18 protein-coding genes are annotated in these 18,642 nt (G+C 63.5%); 14 read left to right on the top strand and 4 right to left on the bottom strand.

What is annotated here, in order from left to right; genetic code table 11:
* Window positions 1-316 precede the first annotated feature (316 nt).
* A complete protein-coding gene (locus tag ABIE08_RS14710) occupies window positions 317-664 on the top strand; it encodes a RidA family protein (RefSeq protein ID WP_354552177.1) in 348 nt (115 codons plus the stop codon).
* 116 nt (window positions 665-780) lie between these two features.
* Window positions 781-1,167: a hypothetical protein gene (locus ABIE08_RS14705; RefSeq protein WP_354552175.1), complete on the top strand. Its 387-nt coding sequence runs from the start codon at window positions 781-783 to the stop codon at window positions 1,165-1,167.
* Between the two features lie 203 nt (window positions 1,168-1,370).
* On the opposite strand, the gene ABIE08_RS14700 is transcribed toward ABIE08_RS14705, so the two are convergent.
* A complete protein-coding gene (locus ABIE08_RS14700) occupies window positions 1,371-2,276 on the bottom strand; it encodes a tetratricopeptide repeat protein (RefSeq protein WP_354552174.1) in 906 nt (301 codons plus the stop codon).
* A 741-nt stretch (window positions 2,277-3,017) separates the two neighbouring features.
* On the opposite strand from ABIE08_RS14700, the gene ABIE08_RS14695 reads away from it, so the two are divergent.
* The gene (locus ABIE08_RS14695; RefSeq protein ID WP_354552172.1) at window positions 3,018-5,330 is read left to right on the top strand and encodes a glycosyltransferase family 2 protein; all 2,313 of its coding nucleotides are present in this window, start codon (window positions 3,018-3,020) and stop codon (window positions 5,328-5,330) included.
* A 179-nt stretch (window positions 5,331-5,509) separates the two neighbouring features.
* A complete protein-coding gene (locus ABIE08_RS14690; protein WP_354552170.1) occupies window positions 5,510-10,327 on the top strand; it encodes an autotransporter domain-containing protein in 4,818 nt (1,605 codons plus the stop codon).
* A gap of 119 nt (window positions 10,328-10,446) precedes the next feature.
* On the opposite strand, the gene ABIE08_RS14685 is transcribed toward ABIE08_RS14690, so the two are convergent.
* A complete protein-coding gene (locus tag ABIE08_RS14685) occupies window positions 10,447-11,595 on the bottom strand; it encodes an extracellular catalytic domain type 1 short-chain-length polyhydroxyalkanoate depolymerase (RefSeq protein WP_354552168.1) in 1,149 nt (382 codons plus the stop codon).
* 226 nt (window positions 11,596-11,821) lie between these two features.
* Between ABIE08_RS14685 and ABIE08_RS14680 the strand changes: the two genes are divergently transcribed.
* The 3 genes from ABIE08_RS14680 (at window position 11,822) to ABIE08_RS14670 (ending at window position 13,831) form a co-directional block, all read left to right on the top strand.
* A complete protein-coding gene (locus tag ABIE08_RS14680) occupies window positions 11,822-12,334 on the top strand; it encodes a ferritin-like domain-containing protein (RefSeq protein ID WP_354552166.1) in 513 nt (170 codons plus the stop codon).
* Between the two features lie 57 nt (window positions 12,335-12,391).
* Window positions 12,392-12,649 carry a hypothetical protein gene (locus tag ABIE08_RS14675; protein WP_354552165.1) on the top strand — a complete coding sequence of 86 codons (258 nt, stop codon included), beginning with the start codon at window positions 12,392-12,394 and terminating at the stop codon, window positions 12,647-12,649.
* 111 nt (window positions 12,650-12,760) lie between these two features.
* Window positions 12,761-13,831 (top strand): sensor histidine kinase, encoded by a 1,071-nt coding sequence (locus ABIE08_RS14670; RefSeq protein ID WP_354552163.1) that lies wholly within the window; start codon window positions 12,761-12,763, stop codon window positions 13,829-13,831.
* A gap of 265 nt (window positions 13,832-14,096) precedes the next feature.
* Here the strand turns inward: ABIE08_RS14670 and ABIE08_RS14665 are convergent, their stop codons facing one another.
* Together ABIE08_RS14665 and ABIE08_RS14660 are read right to left on the bottom strand one after the other, a co-directional pair.
* Entirely contained in the window at window positions 14,097-15,296 is a 1,200-nt protein-coding gene (locus ABIE08_RS14665) for a tyrosine-type recombinase/integrase (protein ID WP_354552162.1), read from the bottom strand.
* A 9-nt stretch (window positions 15,297-15,305) separates the two neighbouring features.
* Window positions 15,306-15,833, bottom strand: coding sequence for a hypothetical protein (locus tag ABIE08_RS14660; protein WP_354552160.1), 528 nt, complete (start codon window positions 15,831-15,833; stop codon window positions 15,306-15,308).
* 138 nt (window positions 15,834-15,971) lie between these two features.
* On the opposite strand from ABIE08_RS14660, the gene ABIE08_RS14655 reads away from it, so the two are divergent.
* The 7 genes from ABIE08_RS14655 (at window position 15,972) to ABIE08_RS14625 (ending at window position 18,541) form a co-directional block, all read left to right on the top strand.
* The gene (locus tag ABIE08_RS14655) at window positions 15,972-16,169 is read left to right on the top strand and encodes a DNA-binding protein (RefSeq protein ID WP_354552158.1); all 198 of its coding nucleotides are present in this window, start codon (window positions 15,972-15,974) and stop codon (window positions 16,167-16,169) included.
* A gap of 95 nt (window positions 16,170-16,264) precedes the next feature.
* Complete coding sequence (locus tag ABIE08_RS14650; protein ID WP_354552157.1) at window positions 16,265-16,513, top strand: hypothetical protein; 249 nt, start codon at window positions 16,265-16,267, stop codon at window positions 16,511-16,513.
* On the top strand, window positions 16,510-16,761 hold the full coding sequence (locus tag ABIE08_RS14645) for a hypothetical protein (protein WP_354552155.1): 252 nt from the start codon (window positions 16,510-16,512) through the stop codon (window positions 16,759-16,761). Before ABIE08_RS14650 ends, ABIE08_RS14645 begins: the two co-directional genes overlap by 4 nt.
* A gap of 220 nt (window positions 16,762-16,981) precedes the next feature.
* Window positions 16,982-17,257, top strand: a complete 276-nt coding sequence (locus tag ABIE08_RS14640) for a hypothetical protein (RefSeq protein WP_354552153.1) — start codon at window positions 16,982-16,984, stop codon at window positions 17,255-17,257.
* A complete protein-coding gene (locus ABIE08_RS14635; RefSeq protein ID WP_354552151.1) occupies window positions 17,254-17,499 on the top strand; it encodes a hypothetical protein in 246 nt (81 codons plus the stop codon). The genes ABIE08_RS14640 and ABIE08_RS14635 overlap by 4 nt, the downstream gene beginning before the upstream one ends.
* On the top strand, window positions 17,496-17,837 hold the full coding sequence (locus ABIE08_RS14630) for a hypothetical protein (RefSeq protein WP_354552150.1): 342 nt from the start codon (window positions 17,496-17,498) through the stop codon (window positions 17,835-17,837). Before ABIE08_RS14635 ends, ABIE08_RS14630 begins: the two co-directional genes overlap by 4 nt.
* The gene (locus ABIE08_RS14625; RefSeq protein WP_354552148.1) at window positions 17,834-18,541 is read left to right on the top strand and encodes a hypothetical protein; all 708 of its coding nucleotides are present in this window, start codon (window positions 17,834-17,836) and stop codon (window positions 18,539-18,541) included. The genes ABIE08_RS14630 and ABIE08_RS14625 overlap by 4 nt, the downstream gene beginning before the upstream one ends.
* Window positions 18,542-18,642 lie beyond the last annotated feature (101 nt).

Below are 18,642 nucleotides of genomic sequence, written 5' to 3'. Positions count from 1 at the left end.
ACGTGCCTGCGCCGTTGCTACCCGCGAGCAAATTCCGAACATGTATCGGCTCCCCAGCCTTCGCACCGAAGAGCACGAATTGCTCCGCATACATCTATAGGGTTACCGAAACGTAATGTTCCTAAAGGTAAGCTCTGAAAGCGTTTTCGAAAGGGTGTTGCGAAAGCGCAGCATTTTGCGGCAAGAATTCTCACCCTGGGTTGCGCGCCTCATCACCCCACCCATTACGAGTGGTGCCGAATGCCATCTCGGACTAACAAGGAGCACTGCCCCCTGGGACACGAGGGGGCAAGCCGAGACAAAAGGAGAGCTGCTCGTGGAGATTTTCAGACTGGAGCCGGCGGCGCGCTGGTGCGAGGCGGCGACGCATGACGGCGTGGTGCATGTCGCCGGACAGGTCGGGCCGGCCGGCGCCGACATCGTCACCCAGACACGCGGCGCGCTGGCCGAGATGGACCGCGTGCTGGCGCTTTGCGGAACCGACAAGTCGCGCCTGCTTTCGGTCACAATCTGGCTTGCCGACATCGCCGACTTCGCCGCCATGAATTCCGTCTGGGATACCTGGGTCGACCCGGACAACACGCCGGCGCGCGCGACCGGCGGCATTCCGCTCGCCGATCCCGACTATCTCATCGAGATCACGGCGGTCGCCGCGCTGCCCTGAGGCAAGCGAAATCGGCTTCAGCCCCGGGTTGCGGCGATCACCATTACGTTACGGAACAAAGTATCGACTCTCGGCAAAAGCTGAGCGATGCTGCCGGAAACGGGAGGCTGATCATCATGCGCATTGCAATCCTGGCGCTGCTCGGGCTGCTCGCGGGCTGCACGAGCACGCCGACATCTACCGCGCCGTCCATGGCCACGGCGTCCGCCCCGGCGGGACCCAGCGCCAGGCTCAACCGGGCCTATGCCGCCTGTCAGGCGGCGTATGAGAGGAGCGCCACCCCGACGCGGACGAGCCGGGCCCAGTGCCTGAACGCGGCCGAGAGCCGCTACGCCGGGGAGTTCCCGGATAGCGAGGCTCTGAGCCAGCAGCAGGGCCTGCGCCTCGCCCTGGCCCAGCGGGTCGATAGCGGCCAGATGACCCAAGCCGCCGCCGACGCCGCCTATGCCCGGGAACTGAAGAAGATCCAGGCCTCCTCCCAAGCCCGCAACCCCGCGGGCTGAACTGGCTGACGTCAAGCGGCCCGAGCGGCGGACCCACAGCCCTTCACGCGCGCCCTCCCCGGCAAGCCGGAGAGGGTTTGGGCGGCACACTTCATGGATCTTGAACCGCGGCGGCGATAGGCACGCGCCCTTTCCCGTCGCGGGCTAGAGCCGTGTCAGGCCTGCTGCGAGGCAGCGGTGCCAGAGTTCTTCCGGAAGCGGTTTCAGTTCGCGGCCGTGGCCGGCTTCGGCTGCGCGCCGTCCAGGGCTGTCAGGCGCTGCATCACCCATTCCGGCGCGCCGGGATTGGCAACGGCCAGCTTGTAGTAGCGGACCGCCTCCTTCTTGTTCCAGCGCTTGAGGCCCTTGCCGGTCTCCAGCGCCAGGCCGTAGCTCGCCTGCGCGAGATGATTGCCCTGGTCTGCCGACGCCTTGTAATATTTGGCGGCGGTCGCGTCGTTTTGGATGACGCCGGTGCCCTTCTCATAGAGCTGACCGAGCTTGAACTGGCTCCAGGCATTGCCCTGATCGGCCGCCTTCTTGTACCAGGCGACCGCAGTCGGATAGCTCGGCGGCACGCCTGCGCCGGTCGCGTACTTGTCGCCCAGCGTGTATTGCGCCCATGAATTGCCGAGCTCGGCGGCCTTGCGGAAGTTCTTCAGCGCGTCTGCCGGGCGGGCGGCCATGCCGATGCCCTCCGCCTGGAAACGCGCCAGATTGTACAGGGCCCAGTTGTTGCCCTTGGCGGCCGATTTCTTGTAGAGCGCCAGCGCTTTCGCAACATCCTTCGGGACGCCGGTGCCGTTTTCGTAAAGGGAGCCCAGGCTGTTCTGCGCCCAGTCGTTGCCCTGGCCGGCGGCCTTGGCATACCAGATCGCGGCCTGTTTCGGGTTGGGGGCGACGCCCTGGCCGTTTTCGTACATCTTGCCGACATTGACCTGACCCCAGGGGTCATTGGCGTCCGCCGCCTTGCGATAGAGCGCCATGGCGCGCTCGTAATTATGCGCGGCGAGCGCCTTGTCGCCCTCGTCGTTCGGCCCGGCATGGGCGCAAGCGAAGGATCCGGCCAGCAAGAGACCGCCGACCAGAGCCCGAAGCGCCGATCGACCGCGCGATGAATGATAGCCCATGCTTTGAACCCAACCCCTTTGCGCAGATCGGGTCCTCGGCCATCGGGCCGAACCGCGATCTCGTCATGCCGCCCCGGTCCGAAGGCTGAAACAAACGGTCGAGCCCCCGGATCGCGACAGTGGTAGCCGCTGCATCGCCGGGCGACAAGATGGGCGCCATGCGGCAGCACTGCAGCAACCGTGACATTTCCACCACATATTCCCCTCACGTAAACCGCAGCCGTTGCGCCGCCGCGTCGTCCCGTGTAACGGAGGGAAAGGGTCTGGCAGATCCAGTTATGTCATTGATTTTTTGTTCTTTAATACGAAACTTACTTCGGCTGACGTAACGACAATGCCTTGAGCAAGCCGGGGGGCTGCCAAAAATGCAGGTTGGATCAGGTGGGCAGCCCGCATCAGGGGCTGAGGGATTTGTGCGTGGCTCGGAACCTCGGCAGAGCAGCGAAGCAAAACCCTCCTCTTCGCCCCTTTCCTCCTGTATTGTATTACAGAATAACTTTTCGACCCATTCTTCTAATCTTAAAGTTGCGCGCGTCGGTTGCCGCAACCTGCCGATGGGCATGATCGGGCATCCGCCTCCACTCGAATCCGGCAACACCGCCTCTCGCTAACTTCGCGAGAAGCCACGCGGCGCCTCCAGGGCCCATGGACGAGCCCCCGGCTCATCCCTCGTGCAAATCCGGATCGAACCAAGCCTGCATGCCTGTTCTGCGCCTCCCCTTCTCGAGATCTTCGACCCGCGTGGCCTCGCGCGAACCCTTTCTCGTGCTGTTCTTCCTGTTCTGCTCGCTTGCCTCTGTCGGCGCGCTGGCCGTGTTCCTCTATGTCCTGGACGACATGCATCTCGGCGACCGGCTGCTCTATAGCGGACTGCTGCTCGGCCTCATCTATTGCTGCCTTTCCTACCAGCTGAGCCGCTATGGCGCGGCCCGGCGCGCGCAGCAGCACCGCGCCTTCGCCGAGGCCGATGTTGCCTATCTGCTGGAGGATCGCGCGCCCCGTGTCGCCGTGCTGATCCCGACCTATCGCGAAGAGCGGCGCGTCATCATCATGACGATGCTTTCGGCAGCGCTCGCCCGCTATTCCAATCGGCGCATCGTCCTGCTCGTCGACGATCCGCCGAGCGATCCCGACTCGGTGGAGCTGACCCTTTCGGCGGTCGACGAAGTCTGGGAGATGCTGGACAAGCCGATGCAGGCGCTTCGGATGGAAGCCGCCGCGTGGGAGCGTCGCGCCAAGGCCGGGCCGACCGACTTTGCCGCCGAGGCTGGCCGGCTGAAGCGATGCTACGACCACGCCGCCTACTGGCTGGAAAATCTGGCGCGCACGCTGCAGGCCGGGATCTCGCCGGCCTTCGGCCATGTCGACCGCTTCTTCATCGACCGGATCGTGCTTGATCTCGCCCGGCATTATCGCGCGGAGGCCGGCCGCGTGGCGGAAGGCGGCCTGAGCAAGGCCGGGATCGCGCGCGAATACCGCGTCCTCGCCGATCTGTTCTGCACCGAGATCAGCAGCTTCCAGCGCAAGACCTTCGAGAACCTGTCGCACGCGCCGAACAAGGCGATGAACCTCAACGCCTATATCGGGCTGATCGGCGGCAGCTACGTCGCCCGGCCGACGCCGCGCGGCGCCGTGATCGAGGCGATCGATGCGAGCGCCGCGGATGCGATCGCCATTCCCGGCGCCGACTATGTGCTGACGCTCGACGCCGACAGCGTCATCCTCAACGACTACATGCTGCAGCTCGTCCATCTGCTGAACGGCAATCCGACGCTCGGCGTCGCCCAGACCCCGTACCTCACCTTTCCCAAGGGCACCTCGCCGGTCGAGCGGATCGCGGGCGCCACGACGGACATCCAGTACCTGATCCACCAGGGCGCGACCTTCTTCAACGCCTCCTACTGGGTCGGCGCCAACGCCCTCATCCGCTTCACGGCGCTGGAGCAGATTGTCCGCGAGCAGGTCGAGGGCGGCAAGCGCTGCAAGGTCTTCATCCAGGACGAGACCGTCATCGAGGATACCGGCTCGACCATCGACCTGCTGCATGCCGGCTGGTCGGTGCACAATCACTTCTCGCCCATGGCCTACAGCGCCACGCCGGCCGATTTTGGCGCGCTGGCGATCCAGCGCAAGCGCTGGAGCAATGGCGGGCTGATCATCTTCCCGATGCTGCTCCGCCAATATCTCGGCAATCCCGGACGGATTCGGCGCCTGCCGGAGCTGATGCTACGGACCAATTATCTGCTGTCGCCGCTGATCGGCAATGTCGCGGTCTTCATCCTGATGATCTGGGCGGGATCGGACGGCCGCGCGCTGGTCTGGACGCCGCTGGTGATGATCCCCTATTTCCTGCTCTATGGCAGCGACCTGAGGCGGCTCGGCTATCGCTTCCGCGACCTGTTCCCTGTCTGCGCGCTCAACCTGATGCTGCTGCCGGTGAGTTTTGCCGGCATCGCCGCCTCCATCCGCCAGATCATCACGGGCAGGAAGGGCAGCTTCTCGCGCACCCCGAAGGTCGCCGACCGCACCTTCATTCCCCCCTACTGCTTCCTGTTCAACGGCTTCATGCTGCTGCTGATGCTGCGCTACGTCGTCGATGGCCTGCTGGCCGGCCAGTATCTCGGCGCCATCGTCCCGGCGATGAACGTCTCGCTCTATGGCTACGGCCTGCACCGCTTCATCGGCTTCCGCAATGGCTTCGCGGATCTGGGCCTCGCTGCGCGGTCCTGGGTCGCGGCGGCGCTCAGGCCGGTCTTTGCCACCCTCGACATGGCCGGCAGCGGACTTCGCCTGCTGAACCACCGGCCGGCGCGCGCCATGGGAGCCGCCGGGCTGTTCGCGCTCATCCTGCTCGCACCGATGAACCTGACGCCGACGCTTTCGCCGGAAGACTTCATCGGCGGCGCCATCGCCAGCCAGCCGAGCAGCGCCGCCACCACCGCCGCGCCGATGCAGGCTTCGCCTTATCCGGTTGCCCGCGCGTCCGTCGCCGAACGGGATGCCGCGCGCGCCGCACTTTCGAGCCTGTTGCGAGGGACTGCCAATGGCCCTTGAGCAGTTCAACGCTTTCACGCTGCGGCGTCCGCCTTGCCGGACCGCGACCCAAGCTTCCAGCCGGGCGCCACGCGCTTCCGGCCCAGACAGAAGAATTCATCCGGACTGGAGCACCGCGAAGTCGCGGAGCGAGTTCGGAAGCAGCCGATCAAACAAAGCATTCAGAGCCGGGGGACAACGTGTCTAAATCAGAAAGCGTAGGGGGCTACGGCCACCGTCAGCAGAACCGCAATTCCGTTTCGCCGAGCGAGACGGGCGATGCGCGGCCTTCGGCCTGGCGCAGCGCTCTGTTCGGCAGTGCCGCCACCGGCGCGATGATCCTGGCGATGGGCGCTCCGGCCTGGGGTGCCTGCGTCACAAACGGCACCACGCTCGATTGCAGCGGCAACCTTTCCAGTGGAATCGACATCGCCGAGACTGACAGCATCGACACGCTCAACGTCTCGGGCGTCACCGGCGATATCGCGCCGACCGAAGGCACGTCCGGCATCCGCTTTCTTTCGAACGGTGCGGTCACCATCGAAAGCAACACCGGCGCACACGCCATTCATGCAACGGGCGACGGTGCCGACGGCATCAAGGCGCAGAGCTATGAGGATGGCGACGAGAATATCGGCGACATCTCGATCAACCATACCGGCGCTGTGAAGTCTGACGAGGGCTTTGGCGTCTGGGCGGAGACCGATGGCGCCATTACGCTGACCACCAACGGCGCGATCGAGGCCGGCAAGGATGCCATCAACCTGCATGGCACCATGGGCGGCGCGATTACCATCGACGTCACCAGCGACCTGACTTCGACCGGCGGCGCCGGCATCGCGGCTTCGACCAATGGCGGCATCAGCGAAGTCAGCGTCGGCGATATCAACGCCGCGACGGACGGCATCGCGCTGCAGAGCTTCGAGACCGGCACCGTCTCGGTCGACCACACCGGCGACATCGATGCGCTGGGCGGCCATGGCATCTACGCCTCTGGCAACAATACCGTCACGTCGACGAGCGAAGGTGAGATCCACGCTTTTTCGGACGGCATCCATCTGGAAGGCCATGGTTATGGCGACCCGATGATCCTGACGCATACGGGTTCGATAACCACCGACGAAGGCTATGGCGTCTATGCGGATGCCATCGTGCACGTCAATGTCGACGTCAACGGCGCGATCGATGCCGGCGGCACCGGCATCGACGCGCGGTCGAGCGAGGGTTCGACTACCGTCAACCATCAAGGCGGCTCGCTGATCTCCCGCGAGGGTGACGGTATCGTCGCCAAGTCGCCGAACAGCACGGTTTTGGTAACAAACGATGGAACGCTTCAGGCAAAGGGCTTCGGCATCTATGCCGAAAGCGGCTCCGGCCAGGTTACCGTCAGCCAGACCGGCTCGCTGGAGTCCTTCGAAGGCAAGGGCATCTATGCGACCTCGGGCAATGGCAATGTCGAGGTTAGCAAGACCGGCACCGTGACGGCCAAGCTGGATGCCGTGACCGCCACGTCGGGCGGCGGCTCGGCCAAGGTCACACAGACCGGCGCCATCACCTCCTATACCGGCAGGGGCGTTGTCGTGACGTCGGGTTCCAGCACGGCAACGCTGGAAGGATCCGGCGCCATCACCGCCAAGGGTGACGCGATCACGGTCTCCAGCAGCGTGAGCGCAACGGTAAATCATACGTCCGGCGCGATCGAATCCACCAATGGTTCCGGCATCAAGGTCAGCGCGAGCGGCGGCACGGCCTCAGTCACCAATAGCGGCAAGATCACGGCTTTCCAGGACGGTATCCGCTCGGAAGCGACCTACAGCAACACGATCAGCCAGACCGGCGCCATCACGGCTTCGAACGGCGCCGGCATCTGGGCAACCTCCAGCGGCGGCAGCGTTTCCGTTACCTCGTCGGGCGATATCGAGAGCAAGACCACCGGCATCCACGCCAAGAGCGAAAGTGGCAATGTCATCGTCGCGCAGACCGGCACAGTGACCTCGAATGCCGGCAAGGGCATCGATACCTACACGCCGAGCGGCTCGATCACCATCGGCACCGGCGCCGTTGTCTCCAAGCTTGATGGCATCACGGCGACCAATCTGAGCGGCCAGGCGATCGGCATCACCAGCGCGGGCGTCACGTCCTATGATGGTGCAGGCATCCTGGCTTCGTCGGCGACGGGTTCGATTACCATCACCAATAACGACGCCGTGACGGCGCAGCTGGAAGGCATCAAGGCCACCAACCTCGGCGACGGCACCGTCTCGATCACCCAGAACGGCGGCCTGACCTCCTATTCGAAGACCGGCATCACCGCCTGGTCATCGACGGGCGCGATCAACGTCACCGGCGAAGGCGCCATCACCGCGGAACTCGACGGCATCAAGGTCGGCAACGAGGGCTACGGCAAGATCACGATCGACCGGTCCGGCGTCATCACCGCCTACAAGGGCAGCGCGATCATCGCCTCGTCGACCGATGGCGAAATCTCGGTCAAGAACACCGGCGTGATCACGGCCGAACTCGACGGTATCGTCGCGACCAATATCGGCGCCGCCAAGGTCAGCGTCACCCAGAACGGCAACCTGACGGCCTACAAGGGCACCGGCATCGTCGCCGCCTCGGCATCGGGCGAAGTCGCGGTTTCCAACACCGGCACGCTGGTCGCGGATCTCGACGGCATCGTCGCCACCAACAAGGGCGACACCACCGTCAGCGTTTATCAGGACGGCAATCTGACGGCCAACAAGGGAACGGGCATCGTCGCCACCTCGACCACAGGCGAAGTCTCGGTCACCAGCATCGGCCAGTTGATCGCCGATCTCGATGGCATCGTCGCCACCAATGTCGGCATGCAGGGCGTCACGGTCGATGCCGGCGGCGTTACGGCCAACAAGGGAACGGGCATCATCGCCGAATCCTCGCTGGGTTCCGTGACCGTGCTCGGCACCGGCAATATCCTGGCCGATCTCGATGGCATCATCGCCAAAAACGAGGGCGCAGCCGCCATCAGCGTTACGCGGAGCGGCGACATCACCGCCAGCAATGGCACCGGCATTGTCGCCGTGTCGGCGCTGGGCGCCATCACCATCATCAGCGATGGCACCATCCTGGCCAAGACGGACGGCATCTATGCTAGCAATCTCAGCGACCAGGGCACCATCTCGGTCGACCACACCGGCGACATCACCACCACGAACGGCAGCGGCATTCGCGTCGAGACCGCCAACGCCGACATCGATGTCACCACCAACGGCGATATCGATGCGGCCCAGGACGGCATTCACCTGACCAGCTATGGCGACCAGGACGTCACGATCAATGGCGGCTCGGTGAAGGGCGGCGAAGGCTTCGCCGGCGTCAACTTCGACGGCGGACATCTGAACTCGCTCACCAACAACCTGGGCGGCGAGATCCTCAGCGCCGACGGCATCAACGGCCTCGCCATCTCGGCGCGGGACAGCAACACGACGATCGTCAACGACGGCACGATCACCGGCAATGTCGTCCTCAGCGACTGGGCGAACGGCTTCCTCAATGGCGAGGACGGCACGTTCAACATGGGCAACACCATCCATCTCGGCGCCGGCAACACGCTGACCAACAACGGCATCGCCACGATCGGCGGCGACGCCATCGCAACGACCGCGCTCACCGGCTCGTTCGTCAACGGCTCGACCGGCACACTTCGGATCGACATCGATCTGGAGAACTCGACGGCCGACCAGCTTCAGGTCAGCGAGAACGCCCAGATGGCCGGTTCGCTCGGCCTGCATCTGACTTCGATGGGAGAATTCGGCCAGACCTTCACGGTCGTCACGGCGGAAAACATCACCACCAATGGCCTGTCAGTGTCCAATCCGCTGGTCAACTACACGATCCAGTCTTCGGGCAGCGACCATCTCGACCTGACCGTCGCCGGTTACGATTACCTGACCCAGGGCCTGAGCCCGAACGGCACGGCGATCGGCGGCTATCTCAACAGCGCGATCGGCAACTCGCCATCGCTCGATCCGATCGGCCTGGCGCTGCTGAACCTCGCCTCGCTGGACGAAGTCAACGATGCCTACAACCAGCTCTCGCCGGATACCTATCTGAACGAGCAGATGACGGCGATCTATGACTCGCTCGGCTTCGCCACCAGCATGCTGAGCTGCAAGGTCCGCGACGGCGCCTATGCCTTCAACGCCGAGGGCGAATGCGCCTGGGGCCGGATCGGCTACAGCACGTTCGACCGCGAGACGACGGCGGACAGCGCCGGCTTCGACCGCAATACCTGGGAACTGGCCGGCGGCGCGCAATATGCGCTCAAGGATGACTACCGCATCGGCTTCGCCGTCGCGGCAGGCACCTCGAAGGCGACCGGCGTCGATGGCGCGATCAGCGACGGCAAGCGGATCGAGGGCGGTCTCGTCGTGAAGTATGTCCCCGGCCCGCTCACGCTGGCAGCCGGCGTTTCGGGCAGCTATGGCTGGTACGATACCGAGCGTTCGGTCAATTTCGGCGACTTCAGCAACGACCTGACCGGCAAGCCGGAGGCCGGCTCGCTCAATGCCCGCCTGCGCGCCTCCTATGACTTCGGCAACGAGTCGATCTACATCCGTCCGCAGATCGAAGGCAACGCGACCTATCTCTACCAGGCGGCGTTCACCGAAGAAGGCGGCATCGCCGCCGTCTCCGTCGACAGCGGCTCGCGCACCGTGTTCAGCGTCGCGCCGGAAGTGGAAGTGGGCGGCCAGGTCATCACGGCTGGCGGCACGATGATCCGGCCCTACGTCAAGGGCGGCGTCACCGTCTTCTCAAACGACAGCTTCGACCTCAACGCCCGCTTCGCCGCGGACACGTCGGGGACGAACGACTTCACCGTCACCAGCAGCACCGACCGGCTGCTGTGGAACACCTCGGTGGGCGTCGATATGCTGTTCGAGAACGGCAACACCGTGCGCGCCTTCTACGACGGCAATTTCGGCCAGACCTCGACCGAGAACGCCTTCGGCCTGAAGGCCAGCCACAACTTCTGATCCCGACCCGGCCAAGGCCGGATCCGCGAAACGAAAAGGTCCCGCAGCAGACGCTGCGGGGCCTTTTTTTATCCAAGACACTACTGCCGGCTCGGCAGCGCTGCCGACGTCCGTGCGCGTTACTTCATGAGGCCGGCGGATCTCAGCGCGGCTTCGATGATCTCGCCGACCTTTCCCGGGGCCGCGTCCACGCCCGCCGAAGCCCGCTCGCCGACGTGGGCGGGCTCCGGCATGGCGTCGCTGCGGACATATTCGTCGCCCGACACGGTGCCGGTCGGCTGTTCCGCCGGCCGTGCCCGGACGACATTGCCAGTCAGGCCCCAGTCTTCCGCGATCTCATGCGTCGAGCCGATGCCGACATCCAGCATATAGGGACCGGGATTGCCGTAGGCGGCCGGTCCGGTCGAGGCGAGCGGCGCACCGTGGCCCATCCCGTCGATCCGGTGCTGCGTGATCTTCACTTCCCCGTCGCGGCCCGACCATTCGCTCGTTGTGCGACTGCCGAGCGTCCGCCTGGCCGAGAGGCTGCGCTCGAGCGCATGCACCTCGAGCCATTGATCGACGATGGCGTCCGCATTGGAGGCATGAACCGTATTGTCGGCCGTGCCCTGCCAGATCGAAATCGTCGGCCACGGACCGCCATGCGAGGAGGCGCTTCGAAGGCCGCCCTGCAGCAGGCTCTGCGACGGCAGGGCATGGCCCCGCATCCTGTCAAAGGCTTCGGGAACGCTTTGGGCAACGCCGTGCGCGAGCCCCGCGATGATGGCGCCGCCGGCAAAGACTTCGGGATAGGTGGCGAGCATCGTCGCGGCCATGGCGCCGCCCGCCGACAGCCCAGTGATGAAGACGCTGCGCGGGTCGATCGCATGCGCGCGACTCATCGCCTCGATCATCCCGCGAATGGAGGCAGCTTCGCCCCTCCCCCGCTGCGTGTGTTCCGGCAGAAACCAGTTGAAGCAGAGATTGGGATTGTTGGCGCGCTGCTGCTCCGGGAAGAGCAGAAAGAACCCCTGTTCCTCGGCGAGTGTGGACCAGCCGGATCCGTGGTCATAGCCATCGGCCGTCTGCGTGCAGCCATGCAGTACGACGACGAGCGCCGCGTCGCGAGCCGGCCGCGACGGGATGAAGACCTTGGCGTCGAGATGGCCGGGATCGGAACCGCTGAGGCGGAACGGCACGAGACGCGACGGGCCGCTGCGGGACGGCGGGGCCGCGGCGCGGGCTTTCATCGCGGCGAGCCGCGCGAGGGTATCGGAGAGGGGCCGCATCAGGTTTCCATCCGCGCTTGAACATTGGGACCAGATAATGGGAACTCATGTTGCGCTGCACAACGGCCGAAATCGAGGCGAACGGAACGTATTCGCGCCTGAGCGGGTTGTAAGGGCAAGTCACCGCACAATGCCGGCAATTGCGACCAAGGACCGTCCCACACGGTTCTGATGGGTCGCAGAGCCATGGGTGACGATCCAATCATCCCCTTCCCAGGAGGCCATCATGGGCATTTTTTCCAAAGACATCGAAACGCTTGACGACCTGTTCGTTCACCAGCTCCAGGACATCTATTACGCCGAAAAGCAGATCCTGAAGGCGCTGCCGAAGATGATCGAAAAGGCGACGGCGCCCGAGCTGAAGAGCGGCCTGACCGCCCACCTTGCCGAGACGCAGGGCCATATCGAGCGCGTCGAGCAGGTCTTCGAAATGCACGGCGCCACCGCCAAGGCGGTCGATTGCCCGGCGATCGACGGCATCCTCAAAGAGGCCGACGAGGTTGTCGGCGACGTCGCCGACAAGCAGGTGCTCGACGCTGCCATCATCGCCTCCGGCCAGGCGGTCGAGCATTACGAGATGACCCGCTACGGCACGCTGATCGCCTGGGCTCGCCAGCTCGGTCGCGATGATTGCGCGGCCGTGCTGCAGGAAAATCTTGACGAGGAGAAGGCTGCCGACAAGAAGCTTACCAAGCTCGCCGAGGGCGCGATCAACGCCCACGCCGCCGCTGCCGAGTAATCCTCCGCGAAGGCCGATGGCGATGCCATCGGCCTTCCAGCCCCTGGAGTCCAAGACATGACAGACCTGCGCCGCCTGGGTGAATTCTCAGGCATGAATACAGCCCCCGGGGATGGCCAGCTGGTGATCGGACGAAGCGAAAATGGCGAGGAATATCTGATGCGCTGGCGAAGCCCGACGCGCATCCTGAAAGAGGACGGGCCGGACGATCAGAAGCCGGCCTACTGGGCGCGCTGGCATGGTGATGACAAGGCCGAGCCCAAGGAGTGGGCGCTGACCGAGCTCACCATGGAGGACGTGCTGGACTGGGCCTAGCGCTGGCGGCGCCATCTGCGGCGAGATGCTTGGCAGGCCCGGCCCGACCCGCGACACGCTGCGGCGCCGGCAGCCTTGCGCATTTCAAGAGATGGGCGCTTCATCCCGACCATGAAATCCTTCCGGAATACCGCAGACGCACAATTGCTGGCCCAGGCGATCGTCAACACGATTCCTGAGCCGTTTCTCGTGCTCGACGCGGATTTTTCCGTGCTCGCCGCCAGTCGATCTTTCTACCAGACCTTCGGGGTGAGCCCCGACAGCACGCTGGGTTCGATCCTTTTCGATCTCGGCAGCGGCCAGTGGGATATTCCCGCGCTTCGTGAACTCCTGGGTACCCTTGTCCCTTCCAAGACGACCCTGGACGGATTCGAGGTCCGGCATGATTTCCCGGGCCTTGGCGAACGGGTCATGGTCCTGAATGCGCGGACGATCGTCTATGATGACGGGGCGACCTCGACGATCCTGCTGACCTTCCGCGACGTAACGCACAGCCGGCTTATCGAGGCGCAGAGGGCGGAGCTGCTGGCCAAGGCAGAGGACCTGCTCCGCCAGAAGGACATCCTGCTGCACGAGATGGAGCATCGGGTCGCCAACAGCCTGCAGATCATCGCCAGCATCCTGATGTTGAAGGCCCGAGCCGTCACTTCGGAGGAAACCCGGCATCACTTGCAGGATGCGCGGCAGCGGGTCCTATCCGTGGCCGCGGTGCAATCGCATCTGCATGCCTCGGAGGGCATCGACCGCATCGAGTTCAGTACCTATCTGGAGAAGCTCTGCTCCAGCCTGGGCGCCTCGATGATCGGCGAAGGCCAGTCGATCGAGATCCGGGTGATCGCCCAGCCGGGCTCGGTGGAGTCGGCCCGCGCCGTCAGCCTGGGCCTGATCGTGACCGAACTGGTGATCAACGCCATCAAATACGCCTTCCCAGCCGATAGCGAAGGCTCCGTCGTCCTGGTCACCTATGAAATCAATGGGCCGGACTGGAAACTGGTCGTTTCCGACAATGGCGTCGGCAAGCCGTCGGGCGGCCCGCCGGAAGAAGGTGGACTCGGAACGATCATCGTCAAGGCTCTGGTGGACCAGCTCGGCGCGCAGATGGAGCTGACCAGCAGCCATTCCGGCGTGACCGTCTCGATCACGCGCGCCACCTTCGCATCCCACATGCCGATCGCCGTTTAGCGCGGGGAGGTCGCGCGAGCCGCATGGGATCGCCGCGTAAAAGCCTTGCCCGGAATCCTGGCAAAGAGGAGCGACGCGCCCGCATCGACGCTGGAACCAAAATTCGGAGCGCAGCAACGAGGGCTAAAAAGCCAACATGTTCAATAACTTAGGGAAAGTAATGGTGCCCGGAGGCGGATTCGAACCACCGACACGCGGATTTTCAATCCGCCTCGTCCCTTTGATTTTGCTATGTAAAACCGGCTCGTGTCACAGCCATGTCGCACTAAGCCAAAAGTGACTTCTCCGCCGCGGCCATTTCGTCGGCGTCGTCGCCCCTTGGGAAGATGTGGCCATAGACGTCCATGGTCATCACGATCGACGCATGCCCTAGGCGTTCCTGCACGACCTTGGGCGGCAGGCCGAGCCCGCCATCTGTCGGCCGATTGATGCACCACGACGCGTAGAAGTGGCGCAGCGAGTGCATACCGGTGTACCGGGCAGCCATCACTGGATTGCCCTCGGCGTCGATCTCTCCGGTGGCTGTCGCGACCCCTGCTCGTATTTGAGCAGGGACCAAGCCCCGGTTGATGATGTTGCCAAGGGATTCGACATTGCCGACGCCATTCGGGAACACCAAACCGAGATCCCCTTTCGGACAGACCAGCTTCCATTCCCGCAGCGTGTTCACCACCATCGGAGGGAGAGGCACGGTTCTTTCCCCGGCCTCAGACTTCGGCCGGCCAACGGCGTTGTATCTGTCGGCGCGCTGGTGAACACGAAGCTCTCGCCCGTCTAGATCCACGTCGGTCCATCGGAGGCCCCGCAACTCGGAAGCCCGGAGACCAGCAAATATCGCGGTCAGCAGCAGCGGGCGCCAGCGGCCTTCCAGCGCGCCAACGATAGCCTTGATCTCGTCGCGCGTGGGGATATCGACGCCAACCTTCAGCCTGCCCGTCTGGCGTCGCTCCTGGCGCCTGTCCTTGCCCTTCTGACGAGCCCGGCTCTTCTCGCGCACCGCATTCCTGGCGACCAGGCCCCGCTCCTGCGCATCGGCCAACAGTGAGCCCAGGCTGACCAGCACCTTTCTGACCATCGCCGGCGAACGGCCTTCGTCACGCAGCCGGTCTTCGAAAGAGCGAACAACGGGGACGGTCACCTTCGATAGCAATGTGTCCCCCATCAGGGGCGCGATGTGCAGCTCCAGATGCTGGGTGTATTGATCGACGGTTGATCTCTCCAGCCCTGCCGCCTCGGCGCTGGCGATCCAGAAGCCACCCGCGGCCCGTACGGTGGCGCTGGCGCTCTCGGCGACGTGGACGCCTTCCCTTACTTCGACCTTGGCCGTGGCAGAGAACGCGTCTGCTTCCTTTTTCTTGGTGAACGTCTTCAGCCGGCGCACGCCAGCGCTGTCGACGTAGTCGACGACCCAGGCGGTTTTCTCTTCGCCCTTCGCGGTGGTCCAGGAGCGCTTGCGGATCGACATCATCAGATCTCAAAAAGGGACAATCTCTTGTGGACCGTCGCCAACAGTCGGCGGCCAAACTGGTGGTTCGATGTTGGCTGCCTCAAGGGCCTTCTTCATTTGCCGGCCTGCCTCGAAATAATTGGTGGCACGGCTTTCCTCGTGAATTTGAATGAACTCGTCGATCCTCGGCCAAAGTACTTCGATATATGGACGGTCGAATTTGTTAAACATATAGTCCAAATAAAAGAACGGCCAGTGCTTTTTCGTGAACTCCAACCGCTTTTCTTCGTCGTAAGTCGGAAAGAACTGATGATGACCAGCAATATTAAGTGATCTAACGCCCTCACTGACGTCCCACAAATCTTGCCACGTCAAATCTTTACCGTTCGATCGGAATAGTGTCTCCGTCGCCATCTCAATTATAGCCCGCTCTACAACGGTCGTGATGGTCTGCCCTTTGAGACGCGACAGATATTCGAGAATGAATCTGGTCTTAGGGTCTAACCTGATGGTGAGTGTTTCGGACTTCCCGACCTTCACGGTGTTACGTGCCATTTCTTTTTTCTCCCGGTAATTCCCATCCATTACACGCACTAGAAAAAAAGTGCAAATAAGGATCCGCGAGCGCTTGACCGACGTGGTTAACGCCGTCATCCTCTGTAATGCCAAATCAGTACAGAGGAGAGCAACCGAATGACGGGTACTGACACTTCGACCCCAGCGATTACCCTGATCTGGGGCGCCGATTCCATTTCAAAGGTGATCGGACGGTCCCCGCGATCGACCTTTAACATGCTGGAGCGGGGAGAACTGCCCGCAAAGAAAGTGGGCAGGCGTTGGGTCGCCGAACATGGCGCGCTGGTGCGTTTCTTCATGGAGACCGCAGCATGAGCGTCACAGCGCCCTGCTTCAGACAAAAGAAAGGCCCGGTCGAGGTTGCACCCTCGCCGAGCCGCGTTCCCGCCACTTCCTCCCAGGAAATCGCAATGAACATGGACACCGATAGCACCACCGCGGCCAAGGGGGCAAGTGCCCCAAGCCTCGTCTACGTCTCGGACCACCTGTCCGAAGCTGCTCATCTGATGGAAGCCATCTGGATGGCTGCCGAAGCGATGATGCAGTCCGAAGAGCGCGAGGCCATCAGGGCAGTCCTGCACTACGCCTCCAAGCTTGTGAAGGGCGCGCGGGATGACGTTGACGCGGTATTGGGCGCGCAGAAGGCGGTGGCAGCATGAGCGCCATCGCCGAAACGCCCATCGCGCATCCCGCCCTGTTCAATCTCGTCGCGGATTACGAGACGGACATGCGCAACCTACGTGGCTTCGCGGCCATCCTCTATGACGCCCTGACGGAAGCAGGGCCGCTTGACCAAGAACGGGCCGAGGGGCTGGCATTCATCTCCTGCGAGTTGTTTGAAGCCGCGCGAAAGATGAGCACGCTCTGCGATGCCCTCTACGAGCTTTCGGGGGCATCAGCAGGATGAGAAACCTCGCGCTCCACAAACTGTGGTCATCGGAACAACTCGATCTATTGGCGGCGCTGAAGCCCCGCGCGAGGAAGCACGGTCTGACAATAGACGTGCGCGATCTCGGCACCAATTCATGCCGGCTGCTCGTCATCTGCTTCTACCGGGCCGACGCCCCGGTGCTGTCCTTTACCGACTTGGCGGGAGCCGCCCTCTGGGTGGACCAGGGAGCTGCCGCATGAACGCCTCACAGCAACCGCCGCAAGAAACCCCCTCGCCCTTGGCTAGCATCGACGTCCAGCAGTTGCTCGATTTCGTGGAGCACATGCCGGAGCGGTTCACGCCGGTAGTACAAACGGACCCCGACGGCCCGTTCGCCTACTATATCGTCAACTACCTCGTGAACGATGATCTGCGGTCCCAGGTCCTGGTCATAGACCCCGATTTCGCGGTGACGCTGCGCAAACTTGCGACCGCATTCATCCCCCTCCCTGAAACGGGAGAGCGGGCATGAGCACCGCACAGCAACGCGCTGCGGCGCATATCGACGAAGTCTTCGCCGAGGGCCACGCAATCGTCCTGATGGTGGGCGGCTGGAAAGACGGCAGGGACGCGACCGTCACCAGCCTCGACGTGTCCGAGCCCTACCCCCTCAACCCCGACAAGCTGAAGCTGGCGCGAGCGTGGCGCCATGACCGCAAAGCGGACGCGCGCGCCCTCAAGGCCGAACTGATCCGCAGGGGGTTGGTGCAATGAGCCTAATCCGCCTGCTCCTCCTACGCATCCTGTTCCGGCTCGCTTTCAAGCTGCTCGACGCAGAGGAACGCGCGCTCGGGATCGCCCCCCACCAAGCCCAGGCGAGGCGCCGCACGACCGCCCCCACCCGCCAGGAAATGTTCCCGAACCTGCCAGAAGCCATCGCCAACAAGTCGCATTTCGTGATCGCGAAGCGGGGCGCCGGCTGGGCCGTAACTGTTCGTCGCCGGGGCCAGCCCCCGGTGACTTCCACCTGCCTGACCCAAGGCGAGGTCAACCGCATGCGGCTTGATCTCTCTAGCCAGGGCCTCGTCGGCTTCATCGGAGATACAGCATGAGCAGGTATCGCAAGATCGATACCCGGATATGGAACGACGAGAAGTTCTGCGGCCTCTCGGACGCGGGCCAACTCGCGTTCATCTTCGTGCTTACGCACCCAAGCATGACGGCCCTCGGTGCGATGCGGGCGACTATTCCCGGTCTGGCTGCAGAGAAGGGCTGGACCACCGAAGCCTTTGCGGAAGCCTTCGGGGAAGCCTTGGAGAAGGGTATGATTGAGCACGAGGAAAAGGCCCGATGCGTCGCCCTTCCCAACTTCCTGAAATACAACCCGCCAGAGAGCCCCAACGTGGTCAAGGCGTGGGCTGCGTCGCTGGATCTGATACCGGAAGGACGCCTGAAAACCCTGACGATTCAAAGGGCTAAAGGCTTTCTGCAAGGCAAGACGAAAGCCTTTGCCGAAGCCTTGCCAGTATCCTTCACCGAAGCCTCCCCGAAGCCTATGCCTAATCAGGAGCAGGAACCGGAACAGGAGCCGAAGCCGCAGCCTTCAGTAAGTGGCTCTGGACAGGAAAGTATAGCTCTTACGCATGCACACGCGCGCGAGGAGCTGCACCCCGACTGGTCTGAAACCGACTGGGCGCTCTTCCGCTCAACCCACGCTTATCAGATCAATGCAGGCGACAGCGAACTGCAAGCCATGACGTTCGCCACCGACAAGGTCGAGCGCGCTCGGAAATTCCGGATGGAGCGCGCTGCATGAGCTTTCTCCCCCATCCTAAGCCCCCTTTCTTTTTTTTGGCCGTTTCTCCGAAAAGGGGAAATCGGCCGCTCTTAACTCGCCCCCTTTCCCCATTTGGCGGA

This window comes from Kaistia defluvii, assembly GCF_040548815.1.
GTDB classification, from domain to species: Bacteria; Pseudomonadota; Alphaproteobacteria; order Rhizobiales; family Kaistiaceae; genus Kaistia; species Kaistia defluvii_A.
Note: the sequence above shows the minus strand (reverse complement) of the source record. Positions and strands in the feature narration are given on the sequence as shown.

Excerpts from the sequence above, each read along its gene's own strand:
- ABIE08_RS14705 (WP_354552175.1), top strand. The coding sequence starts at position 781 with ATGCGCATTGCAATCCTGGCGCTGCTCGGGCTGCTCGCGGGCTGCACG.
- ABIE08_RS14700 (WP_354552174.1), bottom strand. The coding sequence starts at position 2,276 with ATGGGCTATCATTCATCGCGCGGTCGATCGGCGCTTCGGGCTCTGGTC.
- ABIE08_RS14685 (WP_354552168.1), bottom strand. The coding sequence starts at position 11,595 with ATGCGGCCCCTCTCCGATACCCTCGCGCGGCTCGCCGCGATGAAAGCC.
- ABIE08_RS14680 (WP_354552166.1), top strand. The coding sequence starts at position 11,822 with ATGGGCATTTTTTCCAAAGACATCGAAACGCTTGACGACCTGTTCGTT.
- ABIE08_RS14675 (WP_354552165.1), top strand. The coding sequence starts at position 12,392 with ATGACAGACCTGCGCCGCCTGGGTGAATTCTCAGGCATGAATACAGCC.
- ABIE08_RS14670 (WP_354552163.1), top strand. The coding sequence starts at position 12,761 with ATGAAATCCTTCCGGAATACCGCAGACGCACAATTGCTGGCCCAGGCG.
- ABIE08_RS14665 (WP_354552162.1), bottom strand. The coding sequence starts at position 15,296 with ATGTCGATCCGCAAGCGCTCCTGGACCACCGCGAAGGGCGAAGAGAAA.
- ABIE08_RS14660 (WP_354552160.1), bottom strand. The coding sequence starts at position 15,833 with ATGGCACGTAACACCGTGAAGGTCGGGAAGTCCGAAACACTCACCATC.
- ABIE08_RS14655 (WP_354552158.1), top strand. The coding sequence starts at position 15,972 with ATGACGGGTACTGACACTTCGACCCCAGCGATTACCCTGATCTGGGGC.
- ABIE08_RS14650 (WP_354552157.1), top strand. The coding sequence starts at position 16,265 with ATGAACATGGACACCGATAGCACCACCGCGGCCAAGGGGGCAAGTGCC.
- ABIE08_RS14645 (WP_354552155.1), top strand. The coding sequence starts at position 16,510 with ATGAGCGCCATCGCCGAAACGCCCATCGCGCATCCCGCCCTGTTCAAT.
- ABIE08_RS14640 (WP_354552153.1), top strand. The coding sequence starts at position 16,982 with ATGAACGCCTCACAGCAACCGCCGCAAGAAACCCCCTCGCCCTTGGCT.
- ABIE08_RS14635 (WP_354552151.1), top strand. The coding sequence starts at position 17,254 with ATGAGCACCGCACAGCAACGCGCTGCGGCGCATATCGACGAAGTCTTC.
- ABIE08_RS14630 (WP_354552150.1), top strand. The coding sequence starts at position 17,496 with ATGAGCCTAATCCGCCTGCTCCTCCTACGCATCCTGTTCCGGCTCGCT.
- ABIE08_RS14625 (WP_354552148.1), top strand. The coding sequence starts at position 17,834 with ATGAGCAGGTATCGCAAGATCGATACCCGGATATGGAACGACGAGAAG.